Source organism: Rhodoferax sp. (assembly GCF_011391645.1).
Taxonomy (GTDB): Bacteria; Pseudomonadota; Gammaproteobacteria; order Burkholderiales; family Burkholderiaceae_C; genus Rhodoferax.
Window position 1 is genome coordinate 1 of sequence record NZ_JAABQC010000012.1, and the last position, 22,602, is coordinate 22,602.

Consider the following 22,602-nt stretch of genomic DNA (forward strand, 5'->3'; position numbering starts at 1 on the left):
AGCACGCTCTCGGGCATGTCGAGTGGCATGACGCCGGTGGCAGCACCAAACGCCACCAGACCGGAGCCTGCCGGGAAGCTGATGCCGATCGGAAAGCGCGTGTGGCTGTCGCCGCCGGTGCCCACGGTGTCGGGCAGCAGCATGCGGTTGAGCCAGCTGTGGATGATGCCGTCACCCGGGCGCAGCGGAATACCGCCGCGGTTGCTGATGAACTCGGGCAACTCGTGGTGCATCTTGACGTCCACTGGCTTGGGGTATGCCGCGGTGTGGCAAAAGGATTGCATCACCAGATCGGCGCTGAAGCCCAGGCAAGCCAGGTCTTTCAACTCGTCGCGGGTCATCGGGCCGGTGGTGTCTTGCGAGCCCACGCTCGTCATCTTGGGTTCGCAGTAGGTGCCGGGCAACACGCCCTGGCCTTCAGGCAGGCCGCAGGCACGACCCACCATTTTTTGCGCGAGCGTGAAACCTTTACCCGTGGCTTTGGGGTTTTGCGGCAGGCGGAACAGGGTGGATGTGGGCAGGCCCAGGGCTTCCCGTGCTTTGGCGGTCAGGCCGCGGCCAATGATCAACGGGATGCGGCCACCGGCGCGCACTTCGTCGAACAGGACCTCGCTCTTGAGCTTGAACTCGGCGATGACTTTGCCGTCTTTCAGGGCTTTGCCGTCATAGGGGCGCAGCTCGATGGTATCGCCCATGTTCATCTGGCTGACGTCGAGTTCGATGGGCAGGGCGCCTGCGTCTTCCATGGTGTTGTAGAAAATCGGAGCGATCTTGGCACCCAGGCAGACACCACCAAAACGCTTGTTGGGCACGAAGGGAATGTCTTCACCGGTGAACCAGAGCACGCTGTTGGTGGCTGATTTGCGGCTGGAACCCGTGCCGACCACGTCACCCACATAGGCGACCAGGTTGCCACGGGCGCGTAGGTCTTCAATGAACTTGACCGGGCCGCGTTTGCCGTCTTCTTCCGGGGTGATGCCGTCGCGCTTGTTTTTCAGCATGGCCAGCGCGTGCAGCGGGATGTCGGGCCGGCTCCAGGCGTCAGGGGCGGGCGACAGGTCGTCGGTGTTGGTCTCACCGGTGACCTTGAGCACGGTCAGGGTGATGCTTTGCGGCACTTCCGGGCGGCTGGTGAACCACTCGGCATCGGCCCAGCTTTGCAGCACCGCTTTGGCGTGGGTGTTGCCCTTGTCGGCCTTTTCCTTGACGTCATGGAACTGGTCGAACATCAACAGAGTTTTCTTCAGGGCTTCAGCGGCCACGCCGGCCACGGCGGCGTCGTCGAGCAGGTCGATCAGCGGGGTCAGGTTGTAGCCGCCCAGCATCGTACCGAGCAATTCGGCGGCTTTTTCACGGCTGATGAGTGCGCACTTCTCAGTGCCATGCGCCACAGCTGCGAGGTAACTCGCTTTGACCTTGGCAGCATCATCGACGCCGGCTGGCACGCGGTGCGTGATCAGGTCAAGAAGAGTTGCCTCTTCGCCCTTGGGCGGGTTCTTGAGCAGCTCAATCAGCGCAGCAGTTTGCTGTGCCGTAAGGGGCAGTGCGGGGATGCCGAGGGCGGCGCGCTCGGCGACGTGGGCACGGTAATTTTGCAGCATGGTGAACTCCTTTTAAATCAAAAAAATGCAATCAGCGGTAACAGAACAGGCTTGCGCGGCTCACGAATGAGCCACAGTCAGGCGGCCAAAAAAGAACGACTCGATCATTGGGCAGAGAAAAAAACATGGGCGGGATCATGGGCTTGCAGTCTGGCTGTTTGGTGGGCACGGACCAGGACCTGCCAAAAATAGCGGAAACTGGCACGGTCATGCAAATGGCCGTCGATTGAAATCGGTGCCCAGTCTGCAGCGTGCGCAGCACAGACGATGCGACTGGCTTGATCGACTTCATCGGCCCCGGGGGAAAATGCCGTCAGGATCGGGCGAATTTGATCCGGGTGAATGCTCCACATCCGGCCGTAGCCGAGGGCGCGCGAGGCGTACCGGGCAGCCGCTTGCAGCCTGACGATATTTTTAAACTCGGTCACCACGCAATGAGAGGCGGTCTTGCCGAAAGCGTGGCAAGCCGCGGCGATGGCCAGCTTGGCGCGCACGACCAATGGGTGACTGAATTGGTCCAGGTCTTCAGCCCGACTGAGTTCGGAGGTTCCCATGGCGCTTGCCGGAATGGCACCGCCGTGGGCCGAGACAAAATCCATCAAGCCAAAACTGAGTGATTCAACCCTCGGGTGCGCGGCGATGCCCGCCGCATGGTGCACCGCCAGCGGCGACTCGATCAGGACGTGAAGTGGCAGAGGCGCGCTGCGTCCGTTGACCTTGGCAGCCCGGTCAATATGGTGCAGGGCGAGTTCAATGTCAGCGACAGAATCAACCTTCGGGATCATCACGTGGCACAAAGCCTCGGCTGCGCGTCCCACGATGGTCGCCACATCCTGAGCAAATGCCGGGTGGTCGACCGGGTGGACCCGGGCGGCAATGCGGGTGAGGCCGGGCTGCGGTGTGTTGGCTCCGGCAGACCATGCGTTGGCCGCGAGCTCTGCAACCATCTCGGCATGGTCTTTTTCCCCGCCCACCGGCGCCCCGTCCTCGCAATCGAGGGTGACATCAAACGCGCAGGTGCCGAACTCCTGCGCCAGTTCGGCCTGCAAAGCCAGACTTTTGACCATGCGCGACTCGATGCCGCAGTAGTGGTCGCACACCGGCAGGGGCGCGGCCGCCGCCGGGCCCAGCAATACGTCACGCGGGTGGGTCACAAGCCTGACTCTGAGCTTGGTTTACAGCAGGTGGGCGACGCCGGCCTGCTCGTCCTGCAGCTCTTTGAGCGTCTTGTTGATGCATTCCTGGCTGAACGCATCGACCGGCAAACCTTCGACCAGTTTGTACTCGCCACCGGCACAAGTGACCGGGAACCCGAACATGGTGTCTGCCGGAATGCCGTAGTCGCCGTTGGAAGGAATGCCCATGGTGACCCACTTGCCATTGGTGCCCAAAGCCCAGTCGCGCATGTGGTCGATGGCCGCGTTGGCAGCCGATGCGGCCGAAGACACGCCGCGCGCGGCAATGATGGCCGCACCGCGTTTGCCCACGGTCGGCAGGAAGGTGTTGGCGTTCCAGTCAGCGTCGTTGATCATGTCCTTGACGCTCTCGCCATTGATGGTGGCAAAACGGTAGTCAGCGTACATGGTGGGCGAATGGTTGCCCCAGACTGCCAATTGTTCGATGTCGGCAACGGCCTTGCCGGTCTTGGATGCCAGTTGGCTCAAGGCGCGGTTGTGGTCCAGGCGCAGCATGGCAGTAAAGTTTTTGCGTGGCAGGTCTGGCGCACTCTTCATGGCGATGTAGGCATTGGTGTTGGCGGGGTTGCCCACCACCAGCACGCGCACGTCGCGGCTGGCCACGGCGTTAAGCGCCTTGCCTTGCGCGGTGAAAATTTCGGCATTGACAGCCAGCAGTTCGGCACGCTCCATGCCAGGACCGCGTGGACGTGAGCCGATGAGCATGGCGTAGTCGATATCCTTGAACGCGGTCATGGGGTCGCTGTGGGCTTCCATGCCGACCAGCAGCGGGAACGCGCAGTCCTGCAATTCCATCATCACGCCCTGCAGGGCCTGCTGGGCTTTTTCAACCGGCACTTCCAGCAGGCTCAGGACGATCGGCTGGTCTTTGCCGAGCATCTCGCCTGAAGCGATACGAAACAGGATGGCGTAACCAATTTGACCTGCGGCACCGGTAACGGCTACACGGACGGGCTTTTTGCTCATGTTGAAATCTCCAGAAAGGTTAAGAAAAAATTCATTGGGCGCAGGGCTGAAGTGACTTGACCAACCCTTTAGCGGGTCGAGTGTACTCTTGAAAAGCCCTGATCGTCAATTTGTCTTATGTCTTATATAAGATATGATTCGACAAAAATGGCCCTGCCGCAAATCGAGACAAATCAACCATGCAAACCTTTCCTGATCCTGTCATTGAGACCGCCGTCTTGTCACCAGAGGTCGCCATTTCACAGGCATCCTCGGCAACGCCGGCCTTTAGCCCGCTGTACCAGCAAATCAAGGGGTTGATCCTGAACAGCCTGCGTGTCGGCGAATGGAAACCCGGTGAAATGATTCCCAGCGAAATGGAACTGGCGGGGCGCTACCGTGTCAGCCAGGGCACAGTGCGCAAGGCAATTGACGAATTGGCGGCCGAGAATCTGCTCCTGCGTCGTCAGGGCAAAGGCACCTTTGTCGCCACGCACGCAGAGCAGCAGGTGCAATTCAGGTTTCTCAAGTTGGTGCCTGACAGTGGCACCCGGGGCAGCGAGGGTCCGGCACAGCGCGACATCATCGAATGCAAGCGCAGCCGCGCCGGCGCTGACGTGGCGCGGGCGCTGGCCTTGCGCAACGGTGACACGGTGCTGCAAGCCCGGCGTGTGCTCAGCTTTGGCGGTGTTCCCATTATTCTGGAAGACATCTGGTTGCCGGCGGCGCCGTTCAAGGGCCTGACGGCCGAGCAACTGGCCAATTACCAGGGCCCGATGTACGCCTTGTTCGAGACCGAGTTCAACGTTCGCATGGTGCGCGCTGAAGAAAAGATACGGGCCATACCGGCGACCGAGTTGCACGTGCAGCACCTCAAGGTGGCGCCGGGGACGCCCTTGTTGAGTGTGGAGCGTGTTGCTTACACTTACCGGGACGAGCCCATGGAGTTGCGGCGTGGCTACTACCGCACCGACACCCACCATTACCATAACGCGCTGGGTTGACCGAACTTGGGCATGGTGTCAGCCTGCAGTCGGTTTCAGCTGTCATTCTTGTAAAAGATGAGAAGTGTTGATGGACATCAAGAGACCGAAGGGTTCGGATTTGATGCATTGCAATAGAATTTGTCGTTATCCTTAATTCGCGGTTACCAAGTCGTTACCCAAACCATGAAAGCACAGTATGTCTGATTCAGTGACCAGCACAGCAAAAAAACGTCCCGAGTTCTACAACATTGACGGTAAATCGTTGCTCAGCTACCGATGGCCCCTGGCTTCCCTTGCGTCGGGAATGCACCGTGTCAGTGGTGCCATCCTGTTTTTCCTGATGCCTTTCATCATCTGGATGTTCGACAACTCCATTTCCTCTGAAATCTCGTTCATGAAGTTCAAGTCAGCCTTCAACGAAGGGATGCTGGGCCTTCCCGGCTTTGTCTGGAAACTGGTGGTGCTTGGCATGATCTGGGCCAGCCTGCACCACTTCATTGCCGGCATGCGCCACCTCTGGATGGATACCCACCACGAACACGTGACCAAGGACATTGGTCGCCAGACTGCGGCGGTTGTGCTGGTGCTGACCCTCACGCTGACGGTGGTACTGGGCGCCAAACTGTTCGGTCTCTACTAAAACCAAACTGAAATTTTGCCGGGCAGGCCGCAGCGACACGTCGCGAGCAAGGCTTGTCCTCAACTGATTACTAAGGAGTTATTCATGTCTGTCAATTTCGGATCTCATCGCCTGGTTGTTGGCGCTCACTACGGTATGCGCGACTGGCTGGCACAACGCGTGACCGCCGTTCTCATGGCCTTGTTTACCGTGCTGGTGCTGGCACAACTGATTTTCAGCAAGGGCCCGATCGGTTACGAGCTGTGGGCTGGTATTTTTTCGCCACAATGGATGAAATCGCTGACGTTCCTTGTCATTGTGTCGATGCTGTATCACGTCTGGGTCGGCATGCGTAACATTTTCCAGGATTACGTCAAACCATACGGTGTGCGCTTTGTGATGCACGTGTTTGCCATCGCCTGGCTCGTCGCCTGCGCCGGCGGCGCGATCGAGGCGCTGTGGCGCCTGTAAACCTTTCTTTTCACCGAGAAAGTCTTTGCACGCCCTGCTGTTTACCGGGGTGTGCTGTAACCAATAATCAAGACAAAAAATATTTATCATGACTGCAACCTCCAAACTTCAAGCGCGAAAATTTGACGTCGTCATCGTTGGTGCCGGTGGCGCCGGCATGAGTGCTTCGCTGCAACTGGCCAATGCCGGCCTGAATGTGGCAGTGCTCTCCAAGGTGTTCCCGACACGCTCACACACCGTTGCAGCCCAGGGCGGCATTGGCGCGAGCCTGGGCAACATGGCCGAGGACAACTGGCACTACCATTTTTACGACACCATCAAGGGGTCTGACTGGTTGGGTGACCAGGATGCGATCGAGTTCATGTGTCGCGAGGCGGCCAAGGTGGTCTACGAACTGGAACACTTTGGCATGCCATTTGACCGTAATCCTGACGGCACGATCTACCAGCGACCCTTTGGCGGTCACTCCAGCAATTATGGAGAAAAGCCGGTGCAACGGGCCTGCGCGGCAGCTGACCGCACCGGTCACGCCATGTTGCACACCCTGTACCAGCAAAATGTCAAGGCACGCACCAACTTCTTTGTCGAGTGGATGGCCTTGGATTTGATTCGTGATGCGGAAGGCGACGTTGTGGGTGTCACCGCGCTCGAAATGGAGACTGGCGAAGTGCATATTTTGCGTGCCAAGAGCGTGATGCTGGCAACCGGCGGTGCGGGCCGGATTTTTGCAGCATCGACCAACGCCTACATCAACACCGGCGACGGTCTGGGAATGGCGGCCCGCTCGGGCATCCCACTGCAGGACATGGAATTCTGGCAGTTTCACCCCACCGGTGTGGCGGGTGCGGGCGTGCTGCTGACCGAAGGTTGCCGCGGTGAGGGTGCGATTCTTCGCAACAGCAACGGTGAGCGCTTCATGGAGCGTTATGCGCCGACCATGAAAGACCTGGCGCCGCGTGACTTTGTCTCGCGCTGCATGGACCAGGAAATCAAGGAAGGCCGTGGTTGCGGCCCCAACAAGAACTACATCAACCTCGACATGACGCACCTCGGTGCCGAGACCATCGCCCTGCGTTTGCCGAGCGTGTCTGAGATTGGTCACAACTTCGCCAATGTCGACATCACCAAGGAGCCAATTCCTGTGGTGCCGACCATCCACTATCAAATGGGTGGTATTCCGACCAACATCAACGGCCAAGTGGTGGCACCCAGCGATGGCAACCCAAGCGCCGTGGTGAAGGGCTTGTACGCCGTGGGCGAGTGCGCCTGCGTCAGCGTGCACGGTGCCAATCGCCTGGGCACCAATTCCCTGCTTGACATCGTGGTGTTTGGCCGTGCCGCCGGCAAGCACATTGTGGCGTTCAACAAGGAAACCGATGTTCACAAACCCTTGCCTGAAAACGGGGCCGACATTTCTCTGGAGCGATTGAACCGGCTCAACACGACCACGACGGGCGAATATGCCCAAGTCGTGGCCGGCGACATGCGCGACATCATGCAGCAACACGCCAGCGTGTTCCGGACCCAGGCCAGCATGGACGAAGGCGTTGCCAAAATCAGCCAATTGCGTCAGCGGGTTACCAATATCAAACTGACCGACAAATCACAAATTTTCAATACCGAGCGCATTGAGGCGCTTGAAGTGGAAAACATGATTGAAGCGGCGCAGTCCACCATAGTGTCGGCGGCAGCGCGGCATGAATGCCGTGGCGCCCACAGTGTTGCAGACTACGACCGGGCGGCTGACGACGCGACCTGTCCGCTGGGGCGTGACGATGTCAACTGGCTCAAGCACACCATGTGGCACAGCGCGAGTAACAGCCTGAGCTACAAGCCGGTCAACCTCAAGCCGCTGACGGTTGCCTCCATTCCGCCCAAAATCCGCACCTTCTGAGAACTTGCAGAACAGACCACCGGCGCTGCCTTCAACTGAACAAGAAAGTAAATCATGGCTAAACGTAATATTCAAATTTATCGCTACAACCCCGACACCGATGCCAAGCCCTACATGCAGACCATCGAGGTGGAGCTCGATGGCAGCGAGCGCATGTTGCTTGACGTTTTGATGAAGCTCAAGGCAATCGACCCCACGCTGTCTTACCGGCGTTCATGCCGCGAAGGCATTTGTGGCTCGGATGCGATGAACATCAACGGCAAAAACGGTCTTGCCTGCCTGATTAACATGCTGACACTGCCAGACACCATCGTTCTCAAGCCGTTGCCCGGCCTGCCGGTGGTGCGCGACCTGATTGTCGACATGACGCTGTTTTTCAAGCAGTACCACTCGATCAAGCCCTACCTTGTCAACGACAGCCGCCCACCAGAAAAGGAGCGGCTGCAGAGCCCGGAAGAGCGCGATGAACTCAACGGGCTCTATGAGTGCATTTTGTGCGCGAGTTGCTCCACCAGTTGCCCGGTGTTCTGGTGGAATCCTGACAAATTCGTTGGTCCGGCGGGTCTGTTGCAAGCTTACCGATTCATTGCCGACAGTCGTGATGAAGCCACCAGCGAGCGCCTGGATAACCTGGAAGATCCTTACCGCCTGTTCCGCTGCACGACCATCATGAATTGTGTCGACGTTTGCCCGAAAGGCCTGAATCCCACCAAGGCAATTGGCAAGATCAAAGAGCTGATGGTGCGTCGCGCCATCTGAGGCTGTCTTGATGGACACTGGCATGGACGCCCGCGACGCCTTGATCGACGAAAGGGTGCTGAGCAAGCTCAAATGGCGCTGTCGCCGGGGCTTGCTCGAGAACGACATTTTCATTGAACGATTCTTCAAGAGGTTTGAAACCACGCTTACTGTCAAGCAGGCGCAAGGTCTGAACGTTCTAATGGATTTAAGTGATTCCGACTTGCTGGACTTGCACCTTGGGCGCAAAACTTTGGCTCAAGTGGACTCGAACCTATTGCAAGACGAAGTTCGCGAAGTTCTAAGTATGTTGAAACAACCATCCGAAAGGTCACCATGAAGCTATCTGAAAATAAAGCCACCCTGTCGTTCAGTAACGGGAGCCCCAGCGTCGACATGCCCGTTTACCAGGGGACGGTAGGGCCGGATGTGATCGACATTCGCAAGCTCTATGGCCAAACCGGCATGTTCACTTATGACCCGGGCTTTTTGTCAACGGCCTCTTGCCAGTCGGCCATCACTTACATTGACGGCGACAAGGGTGAACTGCTGTACCGCGGTTACCCCATTGAACAACTCGCTACGCAGTGTGATTACCTCGACACCTGCTATTTGCTGCTCAAAGGCGAATTGCCCAAGGACCAGGAACGTAAGGACTTCCACAAGCTCGTCATCAACCACACCATGGTCAACGAGCAGATGCAATTTTTCATGCGTGGCTTCCGCCGCGACGCACACCCGATGGCCGTGCTGACCGGGCTGGTGGGTGGTTTGTCTGCGTTCTACCATGACAGCACTGACATCAACAACCCGCAGCACCGCGAAATCGCTGCCATCCGCCTGATCGCCAAAATGCCCACGCTGGTGGCCATGGCCTACAAGTACGGCATCGGCCAGCCCTACATGTACCCGCGCAACGACCTTAGCTACGCCGGCAACTTCCTGCGCATGATGTTTGGCACACCGTGCGAAGAGTACGTGGTGAATCCGGTGCTGGAGCGCGCCCTGGACCGCATCTTCATCTTGCATGCCGACCACGAGCAGAATGCTTCCACCTCCACCGTTCGCCTGTGCGGTTCGTCCGGCACCAACCCGTTTGCCGCCATTGCCGCAGGTGTGGCATGCCTCTGGGGCCCGGCGCACGGTGGTGCCAACGAAGCCTGCCTGAACATGCTCGAAGATATCCAGCGCCAGGGCGGGATCGCCAAAGTGGGCGAGTTCATGGAGCAGGTCAAGGACAAAAACTCCGGCGTGAAGCTGATGGGCTTTGGCCACCGCGTGTACAAAAACTACGATCCGCGCGCCACCTTGATGCAGGAAACTTGCAACGAGGTGTTGGCAGAACTGGGTCTGGAAAATGACCCTCTCTTCAAATTGGCCAAAGAGGTCGAGAAGATTGCCCTGGAAGACGACTACTTTGTCTCGCGCAAGCTGTATCCGAACGTTGACTTTTACTCCGGTATTGTGCAACGCGCCATTGGTATTCCCGTCAACCTGTTCACCGGTGTCTTTACGCTGGCGCGTACGGTCGGCTGGATCGCCCAACTCAACGAAATGATCAGTGACCCAGAGTACAAAATTGGTCGTCCGCGTCAGTTGTTCACTGGCTCTGTCAGTCGCAACGTCAAGCCGGTGGCTGACCGTTAAAAGCTCTTGCCTCTTGGAAAACCCGCCGGCTGGCAACAGCGGCGGGTTTTTTTACAGATGAGGGATGGCTTGAGCCGTTTAAAATCCGCGATTCACCTAGGAACCACCATGGGACGCACCCTTTACGACAAACTCTGGGACGAACACGTCGTCCACACTGAAGAAGACGGCACCGCGCTGCTCTACATTGATCGCCATCTGGTGCACGAAGTCACCAGCCCGCAGGCGTTTGAAGGCCTGCGCCAATCCAAACGGCCAGTCTGGCGCATCAGCTCGATCGTGGCAACAGCAGACCACAACACACCCACCACCGGCTGGGAACTGGGCTATGACGGCATTACCGACCCCACCAGCAAAGAGCAGGTGATGACGCTGGACGCGAACATCAAGCAATATGGCGCGGCGGCCTACTTTCCGTTCATGTCGCAGCGCCAGGGCATCGTCCATGTGATCGGCCCGGAAAACGGCGCCACGCTGCCTGGCATGACCGTGGTTTGCGGCGACTCGCACACCTCTACCCATGGCGCTTTTGGTGCCCTGGCGCACGGCATTGGCACGAGCGAGGTGGAGCATGTCATGGCCACGCAAACGCTGCTGGCCAAGAAAGCCAAAAACATGCTGGTGCGGGTCGAGGGGGTTCTGCCACGCGGTTGCACCGGCAAGGACATTGTGCTTGCGTTCATCGGCAAGATCGGCACTGCCGGCGGCACCGGCTACACCATCGAGTTTGGCGGCGCCGCCATTCGCGCCTTGAGCATGGAAGCGCGCATGACGGTTTGCAATATGGCGATTGAGGCCGGTGCGCGCGCCGGCTTGGTGGCGGTGGATGAAAAAACCATTCAGTACGTCAAGGGGCGCCCGCTGGCCCCCGGCTTCAGTGCTCCGAATGAGGCAGCCGCTGCCGTGGAGTGGGACCAAGCCGTGGCTTACTGGAAAACGCTGCATTCAGACGCGGATGCACATTTTGATGCCGTGGTCGATCTCGACGCCTCGCAACTGGTGCCCCAGGTGACTTGGGGAACGTCGCCCGAGATGGTGCTGGGCATTGATGGCCGGGTACCTGACCCCGACCAGGAAAAAGATGTCAACAAACGCGGCGCCATCGAGCGGGCGCTGGCCTACATGGCGCTGGAGCCCGGCAAGGCGCTCAACGACCTGTATGTGGACAAGGTGTTCATTGGCTCATGCACCAACAGCCGCATCGAGGACATGCGTGAGGCGGCCGCCGTGGTGAAAACGCTGGGTCGCAAAGTGGCACCCAACATCCGCCTGGCCATGGTGGTGCCGGGTTCCGGACTGGTCAAGGCGCAGGCCGAGCGCGAAGGCCTGCATGAGATTTTCCGCGCGGCGGGCTTTGAGTGGCGCGAGCCGGGCTGCTCCATGTGCCTGGCCATGAATGCCGACCGCCTGGAGCCGGGCGAGCGCTGTGCGTCCACCAGCAACCGCAACTTTGAGGGCCGCCAGGGCGCGGGTGGCCGCACCCATCTGGTCAGCCCTGCCATGGCAGCGGCGGCGGCCATCCATGGCCATTTTGTCGATGTGCGCAAATTCGTTTAACCCAAACTTGAAGGACAGCCTCATGAAATCATTCATCACTTTGCTCATCACTGCCGCACTGTTTGTTCTGGTGGGATGCAATACCGTCAAGGGTGTGGGCCAGGACCTGCAAAAAGCCGGTTCCAGCATTGAAGACGCAGCCAAGAAGTAACCAAGACGCACCATGCAAAAATTTACCCTCCTCAAGGGACTGGTTGCCCCGATGGATCGGGAAAATGTGGACACCGACGCCATCATTCCCAAGCAGTTCCTCAAATCGATCCATAAGACCGGATTTGGCCAAAATCTGTTTGATGCGTGGCGTTATCTGGATGCGGGCTACCCCGGGCAGGACCCTGCCAGTCGCAAGCCCAACCCCGACTTCGTGCTGAACCAGCCACGTTTTCAGGGGGCGTCCATCTTGCTGGCGCGCAAAAATTTTGGTTGCGGTTCTTCGCGAGAGCATGCGCCATGGGCGCTCGACCAGTTTGGTTTTCGCGCCATCATCGCGCCCAGTTATGCTGATATTTTTTTCAACAACAGTTTCAAGAACGGCTTGCTGCCGATTGTGCTGACTGAAGTGCAGGTCGGGCAATTGTTCGACGATGTGGCGGCGTTTCCAGGCTACACCCTGACCATTGACCTGGAGCGCCAGCGCGTCATCAGACCCAATGGTGAAGAACTGCCGTTCGAGGTGCAGGCCTTTCGCAAATTCTGTTTGCTCAATGGTCTCGATGACATTGGCCTGACGCTGCGCCATGCCGACAAAATCAAGGCCTTTGAGGCGGAGCGCCTGGCGCAAAAACCCTGGTTGGCGCACACCATGCTGGCCTGACCTGTCTCTTCCGACCCGTAAAGAATAATCATGAAAATTGCAGTTTTGCCCGGCGACGGGATTGGCACCGAAATCGTGGCCGAGGCAGTCAAGGTTTTGAACGCGCTGGATCTGCGCTTTGAGATGGAAACCGCCCTGGTGGGGGGCGCCGCCTATGAAGCCCACGGTCATCCCTTGCCCGAGGCCACTTTGGCGCTGGCCAAGCAAGCCGATGCCATCCTGTTTGGTGCGGTCGGTGACTGGAAGTACGACACGCTGGACCGCCCGTTGCGCCCGGAACAGGCCATTCTGGGCCTGCGCAAGCACCTCGGGCTGTTTGCCAATTTCCGCCCGGCCATTTGTTACCAAGAGTTGGTCAATGCCTCCAGCCTCAAACCGGAACTGATTTCGGGTCTGGATATTCTGATCATCCGCGAATTGACCGGTGACATCTACTTTGGCCAACCGCGCGGCCGTCGCATTGCCACAGACGGACATTTTCCCGGTGCCGAGGAAGCCTTTGACACCATGCGTTACAGCCGCCCCGAAGTGGAGCGCATTGCCCATGTGGCATTCAAGGCGGCGCGCACGCGCAAGGTAGCCGGTTCCGAGGGCCGTGTCACCAGCGTGGACAAAGCCAATGTGCTGGAGACTTTCCAGTTCTGGAAGGACATCGTCACCGAGGTTGGCTTGCAGTATCCCGATATTGCGCTGGACCACATGTACGTTGACAACGCCGCCATGCAACTGGTGCGCGCACCCAAAAAATTCGATGTGGTGGTCACCGGCAACATGTTTGGCGACATCCTGAGTGATGAGGCCTCCATGCTGACGGGTTCGATTGGCATGTTGCCATCGGCCTCCATGAATGCCAACAACCAGGGCCTGTTCGAGCCAAGCCACGGCAGCGCGCCAGACATCGCCGGCAAGGGCATCGCCAATCCACTGGCCACTATCTTGAGTGCCGCCATGATGCTGCGCTTCAGCCTGAACCAGCCTGACGCCGCCGGCCGCATTGAAGCCGCCGTCAAGACAGTGCTGGCTCAAGGCTTGCGCACAGCGGATATCTTCAGTGCGGGCGGCACGCGGGTCAGCACCCTTGAAATGGGTGACGCTGTGGTCAGGGCTTTAAAGTAAGTGTGCAGGAGGGCAAATGGCTTGCTGTTTGCCCGGAATGCTGGTAAACGATTAATTGATCTGAAAAGGGCTTGTGATGAAAGTTGGTAACTTGGTAGGTTTGGTGGGCTGGCGTGGCATGGTCGGCTCGGTGTTGATGGACCGCATGCAGTCAGAGGGCGATTTCGCCCTGATTGAGCCGGTATTTTTTTCCACTTCCAACGCCGGCGGTGCAGCGCCTTCTTGGGCCAAGAATGAGACCAGCCTGAAGGACGCGTTTGACATTGATGCGCTAAAAAAATGCGACATCATCATCAGCGCCCAGGGCGGCGACTACACCTCCGAGGTCTTTCCCAAGCTGCGCTCAGGGGGCTGGACCGGCCACTGGATCGATGCGGCTTCGACGCTGCGCATGAAGGACGATGCCGTCATCATCCTTGACCCGGTCAACCTCCCGGTCATCCAGGCCGCCCTGAAAAATGGCGGCAACAACTGGATTGGCGGCAACTGCACCGTGAGCTGCATGCTGATGGGGGTTGGCGCCTTGTACAAGGCGGGTCTGGTCGAGTGGATGAGCACGCAGACCTACCAGGCCGCCAGCGGCGGTGGTGCGCAGCACATGCGGGAATTGTTGACCCAGTTTGGCACCCTCAATGCCGAGGTCAAAGCCCTGTTGGACGACCCAAAATCTGCAATTCTGGAAATTGACCGCAAGATCATTGCCAAGCAGCGCGCCTTGAGCGCCACCGAGATGGCCAACTTTGGCGTGCCGCTCGGCGGCTCGCTGATCCCCTGGATCGACAAAGACCTTGGGCTTGGCAAACAGTCTGACGAGCCGGGCTGGGGCATGTCGCGCGAAGAGTGGAAGGGCATGGCCGAGACCAACAAGATTTTGGGCCAGGGCGCGGCTTTTGGCAGTGCCGAGACACCGGTGGATGGTTTTTGCGTGCGTGTCGGGGCCATGCGTTGCCATAGCCAGGCGCTCACGTTCAAGCTCAAAAAAAATGTGCCTTCAGCGGATATCGAGGCCATGATCGCGGCCGACAACGCCTGGGTCAAGGTGGTGCCCAACACCCGCGAGGCCACCATCAAGGATTTGACCCCCGTCGCGGTTACGGGTACGCTTACCATTCCGGTGGGCCGGATTCGCAAGTTGGCCATGGGGCCTGAGTATGTGGGAGCCTTCACAGTTGGCGACCAACTGCTCTGGGGTGCTGCCGAGCCGCTGCGGCGCATGTTGCGCATCTTGCTGCAGGCCTGAACTTTTTGTCAAAATGACCGTTGTTTGTTTCACGCAGCCCATGATTCTGACGGAGGATGATCTTGTTTCACCATATAGAATCATCGGCAGTCAACTCCCTTGACACCTGATACCCCCGGCGGCTTTCAGGATGGGTTGTTTGAGGCGATGGGTGCATGGGTGCGTTCCTGTTTTTTGCAGGTTGAAAACTGGAGTCAAAAATTGATTGCAAAGTCTTATCGATGTGAACTCACCGCTGTGGCATTTGCTGCGCTTCTGGCTTTGGTCGGCACCAATGCACAGGCATTGACTCTGGGACGGATCACCGTTCAATCTGCTCTGGGAGAAACATTGCGGGCAGAAATCGACATTCCTGACATCACGGCCGACGAGGCAGCCTCGTTGAAGGCGCAGGTGGCATTGCCAGCCGCTTACAAGTCCTCTGGCATGGACTACAGCCCGGTGCTGCCGGGTTTAAGAGTCGTTCTGCAAAAACGTCAGGATGGGCGTGCCTACTTGCGTATTAGTGGTGATCGCGTGGTGCAGGAGCCTTTTGTTGACTTGATCCTGGAGGCAAGCTGGAACACGGGACGAATCCTGCGCGACTACACCATGCTGTTTGACCCGCCCGGCCAGCGGCCGGTAGCGCCAGCCATCGCCACGCCTTTGCCTGAGCCCAAAGTGGCCCAGTTGCCGCGCGTTGCCCCGCGTCCTGCGCCCCCGCCTGTAACGCCAACCGCGCCTGCCGCCCGCCAGTCCGCCCCCCCGGCTGTTGGTGCCAAGCCACAGGTGCCTGACAGACGTGACGGACAACAGGTGGTGGTTCGACGCGGTGAAACCGCAAGCAGGATTGCCATGGCACACAAGCCAGCCAATGTTTCATTGGATCAAATGTTGGTGGCCATGCAGCAGACCAACCCCACCGCGTTCATTGAAGGCAACGTCAACCGCATCAAGGCCGGTGCGATCCTGTCTTTGCCGACCGCTGAAAAAGTCGGCGCGCTAACGCCCGGGCAAGCCAGCCAAATCATCACCGCGCAAAGCCGTGATTTCAATCGTTTCCGCCAAGGATTGGCCAGCAATGTCGCCGTTGACAAGCAGGCGCCCGCCGAGCGCAACATCAGTGGCACCATTCAAGCGAAGGTCGATGACAAGAGTTCTTCAGCGCAAACGCCTGACAAGCTGACCCTGTCCAAAGGGGCCGTCAAGGGTGCTTCCGACCTGGAGCAACTCGCCCTGGCCCGTGAAGCTGAAGCAAGTGCCAGCCGGGCAGCCCAGATCAATCAAAACACAGAGCAACTCAATCAACTGGCAAGCGCGGCTGCTTTGATGGCGGCCTCAGGCGCTGCAGCCGCCAGCGCCCCGCGCCGGCTGCGCCATCAATCCCGGCGCAGGGAACGGCGACCGCCGCCTCTGAGCCCACCGCCCAAACATCGGTGGCGCCTGCCAGTGCCGCGGCCCCAGCCACTGCTCCCCGCCCCGCGACCAGTTTTCTGGATGACCTGATCGCTAATCCCCTGATGCCTGCCGGTGCCGCTGCCCTGATTTTGCTGTTGGTCGGTTTTGGTTTTTACAAGGCCCGCCAGCGTCAGCAAAACACCCTTGCCGACAGTTCCTTCATGGAAAGTGCGTCGCCTGACTCATTTTTTGGCAGCAGTGGCGGCCAAAACGTGGACACCTACAAGAGCCAGACTCCCGGTTCTCTGCTTCCCGCCGGACCCAGCCAATTTGAGGCAGAGGATGAAGTCGATCCGCTGGCGCAGGCCGAGGTCTATTTGGCCTATGGCCGAGACGTTCAGGCTGAGGAGATTCTGAAGGATGCCCTGCTTGCCCAGCCTGAGCGCCTTGCGGTTCATCAAAAACTGCTGTCAATCTATGCCAAGCGCAAAGACGCCAGCGCTTACTCGACCATTGCGACGCTGGCGAATGCATTGACGCAGGGCACCGGCCCCGAATGGACACAGATCTGCAAGACGGGTCTGACCCTTGAGCCGGGTAATGCTTTGTACCTGGCCGGAGGTCCGTCGCCTTCCTTGCCAGCATCAGTGCCGCAGGCAAGTCTGCCACCCGCTTCTTCGCAAGCCAAGGCAGATGCTGCACCAGTCGCTGCCGCTGAGGCAAACCAAGGCAACGAGCTTGATCTGGACATGGATCTGGATCTTGATTTTTCAGTTGACCAGCCCGTGTCTTCGGCTGACCGGCAGCCCTCCGGAATGATGTCGTTTGATCTTGACTCCTTGTCCCTTGATTTGGACAACAGCAATGCCACCGCAGCGCAAGCTGCCACAGGTGTGAGCGCTGAAACCCTGGAAGCAAAACTGGCGCTGGCTGAAGAATTCAGGGCGAATGGCGATGATGACGGTGCGCGTGAATTGATCAAACAGGTTATTTCAGAAGCTGATGGGGTGACCAAGGCCAAGGCACAGCAGGCGCTGGGTCAGATCTGATGGCCCCCACGGATGGGATGTGAACCGCCAGCGCTGGTCCGTATCGCCTTGGGCGTCAGCTACCACGGTGGCCATTACCAGGGCTGGCAAAGCCAGACATCCCGGCAAACCGTGCAGGATCAACTTGAGAAAGCGCTGGGTCGCTTTGTCAATCACCGGGTCTCGACGCTGTGTGCCGGTCGCACTGACGCCGGCGTGCATGGTCTGAACCAGGTGGTGCACTTCGATACACCGCTGGACCGCCCGGAACCGTCCTGGGTTCGCGGCCCCAATGCCTTGCTGCCACGTGATATTGCTGTGCAGTGGGCCAAAGTGGTGCCGAAATCGTTCCATTGCCGCGCCAGTGCAGTGTCGCGCCGTTATGTTTACGTGGTGATGCAGTCGGCAGTGCGACCCAGTGTGGATCGGGGCCGCGTCGGCTGGATCTATCGACCGTTGCAGCTTGAGCCCATGCTGCAGGCTGCCCGGCAGTTGCTGGGCGAGCACGACTTCACGTCGTTTCGTGCCAGTGCCTGCCAGGCGCTGTCTCCCATCAAGCAGTTGTTGCGTCTTGACATCAGCCGCCGCGGTGCTTACTGGCGCTTTGAATTTGAAGCCAATGCATTTCTGCATCACATGATCCGCAACATCATGGGCTGCCTGCTCGCCATTGGCTACCAGCGCCACCCGCCAGAGTGGATCAACACCGTGCTGGCGGCCCGTGACCGCGACGCGGCTGCACCCACGTTTTCGCCCGACGGGCTGTATTTCCTGGGCCCGCGCTACGAGCCGCACTGGGGCTTGCCCGCAGACTCTCCCTTGCTGGATGGATTGCCATGATTCAAGACATCTCGCAGCGTGTGCCGGAGCAGCACCGCACCCGCATCAAGATCTGCGGCCTCACGCGCGAAGCCGACGTCGATGCTGCGGTGGAGGCTGGAGCCGACGCCATAGGTTTTGTGCTTTATGAAAAAAGCCCGCGTCATGTTTCAGCACTGCGGGCGGCTGAACTGGCGCGCCGGTTGCCGCCATTGGTCACGCCGGTGCTGTTGTTTGTCAATGAAGAGGCTTCAAAAATAATAGCTGCTTGCAACAACGTGGCAGGCTCTATCGTTCAATTCCATGGCGATGAATCGCCGCAAGACTGCTGGGCTGCCAGTGCGCTGGGCCAGCGTCCGTATTTGCGCGCTGCGCGAATTCCCCTCGGTGACGCCGGCCGCGACTTTGATCTCTTAAAATTCGCCCAAGATTATTCACAGGCCCAAGGCCTCCTGCTCGACGCGCAAGTGGACGGGTATGGCGGCGGCGGACACGCATTCAATTGGTCACTGCTTCCTCCAAACGTCAACGCTCACCTCGTCTTGAGTGGTGGGCTGAACGCTGCCAACGTGATCGACGGCATTCTTCAGGTGCGTCCGCGCTGCAAAACGCTCGCGGTTGACATCAGTTCCGGGGTCGAGGTGCCGGGTCAAAAAGGCATCAAGGACCCCACCCGCATCCGTGAGTTTGTAGCTGCCGTGCGGCGTGCAGACCAGATCATCAACGACATTTACGGACAGGCCCGCACCACAGGCGCGAGCACTTTCCACAACCTTTGAATTGACCATGTTTGACTACCAGCAACCCGACCTTCGTGGTCACTTTGGCATCTATGGCGGCAGCTTTGCCTCCGAGACCCTCACCCACGCCATCAACGAACTCAAGGCCGCCTACGCCAAGTACCAGTTCGACCCCGAATTCGTGGCTGAATTCAACTACGAACTGGCCCATTTTGTTGGTCGCCCAAGCCCGATTTACCATGCGGCCCGAACCAGTCGTGAAATGGGCGGCGCCCAAATTTTCCTCAAGCGCGAAGACTTGAACCACACCGGTGCGCACAAGATCAATAACACCATCGGCCAGGCCATGCTGGCCAAGCGGATGGGCAAGCCGCGCATCATTGCCGAAACCGGTGCCGGCCAGCACGGCGTGGCCACCGCCACCATTTGCGCCCGCTACGGGCTGGAATGCGTGGTCTATATGGGCAGCGAAGACGTCAAACGCCAAAGTCCCAATGTTTACCGCATGAAGTTGCTCGGCGCCACTGTGGTGCCGGTCGTCAGCGGCAGCCGCACACTGAAAGATGCGCTCAACGAAGCCATGCGTGACTGGGTGGCCAATGTCGACAACACTTTCTACATCATTGGCACGGTGGCCGGCCCGCACCCCTACCCGATGATGGTGCGCGATTTCCAGAGCGTGATCGGCAAGGAGTGTCTGGTGCAAATGCCCGAGATGCTTCAAGCTGCGGGTTGCAAAACCGACCAGCCCGATGTGGTGATGGCCTGCGTCGGCGGCGGCAGCAATGCCATGGGAATCTTTCACCCTTATATTGCCCATGAAGCCACGCAACTGATTGGTGTCGAGGCTGCGGGAGAGGGCATGGACAGTGGCAAGCACTCGGCCTCGATCCAGCGCGGCAGCCCCGGTGTGCTGCACGGCAACCGCACCTATGTGCTGCAGGACGACAACGGCCAAGTCACCGAAACCCACAGCATCAGTGCCGGGCTCGACTACCCAGGCGTCGGCCCCGAACACGCTTTCCTGCACGACATCGGCCGCGCCGAGTACGTCGGCATCACCGACGCAGAGGCGCTGCATGCATTTCACTACCTGTGCCGCACCGAAGGCATCATTCCCGCGCTGGAATCCAGCCACGCCCTGGCCCACGCCATGAAGCTGGCCAAGACCATGCGGGTTGACCAGTCGATCCTGATCAATCTTTCGGGCCGGGGTGACAAGGACATTGGCACCGTGGCCGACCTGAGTCACGCCGATTTCTTCTGCCGACCCAGTTGCCAGGGCCAGTCGGTCAAGGGCGGCCTGGCCGCCGATGAAGCCATTGTGAAGGTTGTCAAATGAGCCGCATCGCCCCCACGTTCACCCAATTGCAAGCCCGGGGCCGCAAGGCACTGATCCCGTTTGTCACCGCCGGTTTCCCGTTTGCCGACATCACGCCCGAGCTGATGCACGCCATGGTCGCGGGAGGCGCTGATGTGATTGAGCTTGGCGTGCCGTTCTCCGACCCCAGTGCTGATGGCCCCGTGATCCAGAAAGCCGGCGACAAGGCGCTGGCCGCCGGCGTCGGCCTGGTGCAGGTGCTGGCCATGGTGCGTGAATTCCGCCTGAAAAACGACAGCACCCCGGTGGTGCTGATGGGTTATGCGAACCCGGTCGAGCGCTACAGCCAAATGCATCGGCGTCCCGATGCCAAAAAGGGCACCAGCGCTTTTGTTCAGGACGCGGCCGCGGCTGGGGTCGATGGCGTGCTGATCGTCGACTACCCGCCGGAAGAATGCGAAGAGTTTGCCGCCGAGCTCAAATCGCACGGACTGGACCTGATCTTTTTGCTGGCGCCAACGTCCACCATTGATCGCATGCAGCAGGTGGCGCGTATTGCCAGTGGCTATGTCTACTACGTGTCGCTCAAAGGTGTCACCGGCTCGGGCGCGCTCGACACCGATGCGGTCGAGGCCATGCTGCCGCGCATTCGCCAGCATGTCAGCGTGCCCGTGGGGGTGGGTTTTGGCATTCGCGACGCTGCCACTGCTCGCGCCATTGGCCGGGTGGCGGATGCTGTGGTGATTGGCAGCCGTATCATTCAGCTCATCGATGATCAGCCGCGCGACCAGGTCGCCGCCACAGCCGAAAAATTTCTTCGCGAAATTCGCCTGGCGCTGGATTCATAATGTTGTTTATTTGTCATGCCAGACCTGATCCGGCATCCATGCCACCGCCGAAAACGAAGGCTTACGGAGTGTTCATATGAGTTGGCTCGAAAAACTGCTTCCCCCGAAAATCCAGCACACCGACCCCAAAGATCGCCGCGTTGTCCCCGAGGGGCTGTGGATCAAATGCCCCAGTTGCGACAGCGTGCTGTACAAGACCGACCTGGAACAAAACCAGAACGTTTGCCCCAGTTGCAGCCACCACCACCGGATTGGGGCGCGGGTTCGCCTGAACACTTTCCTGGACAACGAGGGCCGTTATGAAATCGGCCAGGAAGTGCTGCCGGTGGATGCGCTCAAGTTCAAGGACAGCCGCAAATACCCCGAACGCCTGAAGGAAGCGCTGGAAAACACCGGCGAAACCGATGCTCTGGTGGTGATGGGAGGCTCGGTGCTGGGCATTGGTCTGGTGGCCGCCTGTTTCGAATTTGAATTCATGGGCGGCAGCATGGGCTCGGTGGTTGGCGAGCGCTTTGTGCGCGGCGTGCACACGGCGATCGAGCAAAAAGTGCCGTTTGTCTGCTTTACCGCCACCGGTGGCGCGCGCATGCAAGAGGGCTTGCTGAGCTTGATGCAGATGGCCAAGACCAATGCGTCATTGACGCACCTGGCCAAGAAGGGCCTGCCCTTTATCAGCGTGCTGACCGACCCCACCATGGGCGGTGTCAGCGCCGGCTTTGCCTTTTTGGGGGACGTGGTGATTGCCGAGCCCAAGGCGCTGATTGGCTTTGCCGGACCGCGCGTGATTGAATCGACGGTGCGCGTGACGCTGCCCGAAGGCTTTCAGCGTGCCGAATTCCTCCAGACCAAGGGCGCGGTGGACCTGATTTGTGACCGCCGCGAATTGCGCAAGACCATCGCCAGCACGCTGGCCATGCTGACGCGTCAAAGCTCGGACGCAGTGGCATAAGACGCTGTCGGTTGAGTGTGGTCCCCCCGACAGGAATCGAACCTGTATTTCACGCTTAGGAGGCATGCGCACTGTCCATTGTGCTACGGAGAGAAGCGCTGATTTTACGGGCTGAATCCTGGCTGTTCAGTTTTTGGCTGCTCTGAAATAGCTGGCGCACGACAGCGCTTTGCGCCGTCATGCGACCCGGACGTTGGCGGCTGCCTTATTTTTTTGACAGCGCGTCGCGAATCTGCCGCAGCAGCACAGTGTCTTCCGGTGTGGCTGGTGGTGCCTCAGGAGCGGGTGGCGCTTCTTTCTTCATGCGGTTGATCTGGCGGATCATGATGAAAATGATGAACGCCAGGATAAAGAAGTTCACGGCCACCGTGATGAAGTTTCCGTAAGCGAAGAGCGGAACGCCAGCTTTCGTCAGCGCCTCATAGGTCATTGGCCCGGTAAATGCCGCGGGCGGGTCGGAAAGCAGCACAAAGTAGTTGGAAAAATCAAGACCGCCAACGGCCTTGCCCACCAGCGGCATGATGAGGTCCTTGACGATTGAATCGACAATTTTGCCGAAGGCGGCACCAATGATGACGCCGACTGCAAGGTCAACGACATTACCTTTCAAGGCAAACTCTTTGAATTCAGATGAAATACTCATTTGATGCTTTCACTAAGTGATGTGGACACGGATTTTGACTGCAACTCGTCGCA

At 59.0% G+C, this 22,602-nt stretch carries 23 protein-coding genes and 1 tRNA gene; 19 read left to right on the plus strand and 5 right to left on the minus strand.

Features of this window, described 5'->3' with window-relative positions; translation table 11 throughout:
- The 3 genes from GPS82_RS02920 to GPS82_RS02930 form a co-directional block, all read right to left on the minus strand.
- Positions 1 to 1,601, minus strand: a 1,601-nt coding sequence (locus tag GPS82_RS02920; RefSeq protein WP_296490751.1) for a bifunctional aconitate hydratase 2/2-methylisocitrate dehydratase, incomplete at its 3' end; no start/stop codon positions are given.
- A 104-nt stretch (positions 1,602 to 1,705) separates the two neighbouring features.
- Positions 1,706 to 2,755 (minus strand): aldolase/citrate lyase family protein, encoded by a 1,050-nt coding sequence (locus GPS82_RS02925; protein ID WP_296490754.1) that lies wholly within the window; start codon positions 2,753 to 2,755, stop codon positions 1,706 to 1,708.
- Between the two features lie 21 nt (positions 2,756 to 2,776).
- Positions 2,777 to 3,763, minus strand: a complete 987-nt coding sequence (locus GPS82_RS02930; protein ID WP_296490756.1) for a malate dehydrogenase — start codon at positions 3,761 to 3,763, stop codon at positions 2,777 to 2,779.
- 179 nt (positions 3,764 to 3,942) lie between these two features.
- On the opposite strand from GPS82_RS02930, the gene GPS82_RS02935 reads away from it, so the two are divergent.
- The 19 genes from GPS82_RS02935 to accD all read left to right on the plus strand — a co-directional run bounded on the left by GPS82_RS02935 (position 3,943) and on the right by accD (position 21,906).
- On the plus strand, positions 3,943 to 4,746 hold the full coding sequence (locus GPS82_RS02935) for a GntR family transcriptional regulator (protein ID WP_296490757.1): 804 nt from the start codon (positions 3,943 to 3,945) through the stop codon (positions 4,744 to 4,746).
- Between the two features lie 178 nt (positions 4,747 to 4,924).
- Complete coding sequence (gene sdhC / locus GPS82_RS02940) at positions 4,925 to 5,368, plus strand: succinate dehydrogenase, cytochrome b556 subunit (protein ID WP_296490759.1); 444 nt, start codon at positions 4,925 to 4,927, stop codon at positions 5,366 to 5,368.
- 84 nt (positions 5,369 to 5,452) lie between these two features.
- Positions 5,453 to 5,818 carry a succinate dehydrogenase, hydrophobic membrane anchor protein gene (gene sdhD / locus GPS82_RS02945; protein WP_296490762.1) on the plus strand — a complete coding sequence of 122 codons (366 nt, stop codon included), beginning with the start codon at positions 5,453 to 5,455 and terminating at the stop codon, positions 5,816 to 5,818.
- Positions 5,819 to 5,906: 88 nt separating this feature from the next.
- Positions 5,907 to 7,712 carry a succinate dehydrogenase flavoprotein subunit gene (gene sdhA, locus GPS82_RS02950; RefSeq protein WP_296490764.1) on the plus strand — a complete coding sequence of 602 codons (1,806 nt, stop codon included), beginning with the start codon at positions 5,907 to 5,909 and terminating at the stop codon, positions 7,710 to 7,712.
- Between the two features lie 54 nt (positions 7,713 to 7,766).
- Positions 7,767 to 8,471, plus strand: coding sequence for a succinate dehydrogenase iron-sulfur subunit (locus tag GPS82_RS02955; RefSeq protein WP_296490766.1), 705 nt, complete (start codon positions 7,767 to 7,769; stop codon positions 8,469 to 8,471).
- Between the two features lie 22 nt (positions 8,472 to 8,493).
- A complete protein-coding gene (locus tag GPS82_RS02960) occupies positions 8,494 to 8,790 on the plus strand; it encodes a succinate dehydrogenase assembly factor 2 (RefSeq protein ID WP_296490768.1) in 297 nt (98 codons plus the stop codon).
- Positions 8,787 to 10,097, plus strand: coding sequence for a citrate synthase (locus GPS82_RS02965; RefSeq protein WP_296490769.1), 1,311 nt, complete (start codon positions 8,787 to 8,789; stop codon positions 10,095 to 10,097). The genes GPS82_RS02960 and GPS82_RS02965 overlap by 4 nt, the downstream gene beginning before the upstream one ends.
- A gap of 108 nt (positions 10,098 to 10,205) precedes the next feature.
- Positions 10,206 to 11,654 carry a 3-isopropylmalate dehydratase large subunit gene (gene leuC / locus GPS82_RS02970; RefSeq protein ID WP_296490770.1) on the plus strand — a complete coding sequence of 483 codons (1,449 nt, stop codon included), beginning with the start codon at positions 10,206 to 10,208 and terminating at the stop codon, positions 11,652 to 11,654.
- A 22-nt stretch (positions 11,655 to 11,676) separates the two neighbouring features.
- Complete coding sequence (locus tag GPS82_RS02975; protein ID WP_296490771.1) at positions 11,677 to 11,805, plus strand: entericidin A/B family lipoprotein; 129 nt, start codon at positions 11,677 to 11,679, stop codon at positions 11,803 to 11,805.
- Positions 11,806 to 11,817: 12 nt separating this feature from the next.
- Positions 11,818 to 12,468, plus strand: a complete 651-nt coding sequence (gene leuD, locus GPS82_RS02980) for a 3-isopropylmalate dehydratase small subunit (protein WP_296490772.1) — start codon at positions 11,818 to 11,820, stop codon at positions 12,466 to 12,468.
- 30 nt (positions 12,469 to 12,498) lie between these two features.
- Entirely contained in the window at positions 12,499 to 13,584 is a 1,086-nt protein-coding gene (gene leuB / locus GPS82_RS02985) for a 3-isopropylmalate dehydrogenase (RefSeq protein WP_296490774.1), read from the plus strand.
- A gap of 76 nt (positions 13,585 to 13,660) precedes the next feature.
- Positions 13,661 to 14,824 (plus strand): aspartate-semialdehyde dehydrogenase, encoded by a 1,164-nt coding sequence (gene asd, locus GPS82_RS02990; protein ID WP_296490776.1) that lies wholly within the window; start codon positions 13,661 to 13,663, stop codon positions 14,822 to 14,824.
- A 237-nt stretch (positions 14,825 to 15,061) separates the two neighbouring features.
- Complete coding sequence (locus tag GPS82_RS02995) at positions 15,062 to 16,309, plus strand: FimV/HubP family polar landmark protein (RefSeq protein WP_296490777.1); 1,248 nt, start codon at positions 15,062 to 15,064, stop codon at positions 16,307 to 16,309.
- 14 nt (positions 16,310 to 16,323) lie between these two features.
- Positions 16,324 to 17,250 carry a FimV/HubP family polar landmark protein gene (locus tag GPS82_RS03000; protein WP_296490778.1) on the plus strand — a complete coding sequence of 309 codons (927 nt, stop codon included), beginning with the start codon at positions 16,324 to 16,326 and terminating at the stop codon, positions 17,248 to 17,250.
- Positions 17,251 to 17,262: 12 nt separating this feature from the next.
- Positions 17,263 to 18,069: a tRNA pseudouridine(38-40) synthase TruA gene (truA, locus tag GPS82_RS03005; RefSeq protein ID WP_296490779.1), complete on the plus strand. Its 807-nt coding sequence runs from the start codon at positions 17,263 to 17,265 to the stop codon at positions 18,067 to 18,069.
- Positions 18,066 to 18,827 (plus strand): phosphoribosylanthranilate isomerase, encoded by a 762-nt coding sequence (locus GPS82_RS03010; protein ID WP_296490780.1) that lies wholly within the window; start codon positions 18,066 to 18,068, stop codon positions 18,825 to 18,827. The genes truA and GPS82_RS03010 overlap by 4 nt, the downstream gene beginning before the upstream one ends.
- Positions 18,828 to 18,834: 7 nt before the next feature.
- Positions 18,835 to 20,130 carry a tryptophan synthase subunit beta gene (gene trpB / locus GPS82_RS03015; protein WP_296490782.1) on the plus strand — a complete coding sequence of 432 codons (1,296 nt, stop codon included), beginning with the start codon at positions 18,835 to 18,837 and terminating at the stop codon, positions 20,128 to 20,130.
- Positions 20,127 to 20,957 (plus strand): tryptophan synthase subunit alpha, encoded by an 831-nt coding sequence (gene trpA / locus GPS82_RS03020; RefSeq protein ID WP_296490784.1) that lies wholly within the window; start codon positions 20,127 to 20,129, stop codon positions 20,955 to 20,957. Before trpB ends, trpA begins: the two co-directional genes overlap by 4 nt.
- A 76-nt stretch (positions 20,958 to 21,033) precedes the next feature.
- Positions 21,034 to 21,906 carry an acetyl-CoA carboxylase, carboxyltransferase subunit beta gene (gene accD / locus GPS82_RS03025; RefSeq protein WP_296490785.1) on the plus strand — a complete coding sequence of 291 codons (873 nt, stop codon included), beginning with the start codon at positions 21,034 to 21,036 and terminating at the stop codon, positions 21,904 to 21,906.
- A gap of 18 nt (positions 21,907 to 21,924) precedes the next feature.
- Here the strand turns inward: accD and GPS82_RS03030 are convergent.
- Positions 21,925 to 21,999, minus strand: a tRNA-Arg gene (locus GPS82_RS03030).
- A 112-nt stretch (positions 22,000 to 22,111) separates the two neighbouring features.
- On the minus strand, positions 22,112 to 22,549 hold the full coding sequence (gene mscL, locus GPS82_RS03035) for a large conductance mechanosensitive channel protein MscL (protein WP_296490787.1): 438 nt from the start codon (positions 22,547 to 22,549) through the stop codon (positions 22,112 to 22,114).
- Between the last annotated feature and the right edge of the window lie 53 nt (positions 22,550 to 22,602).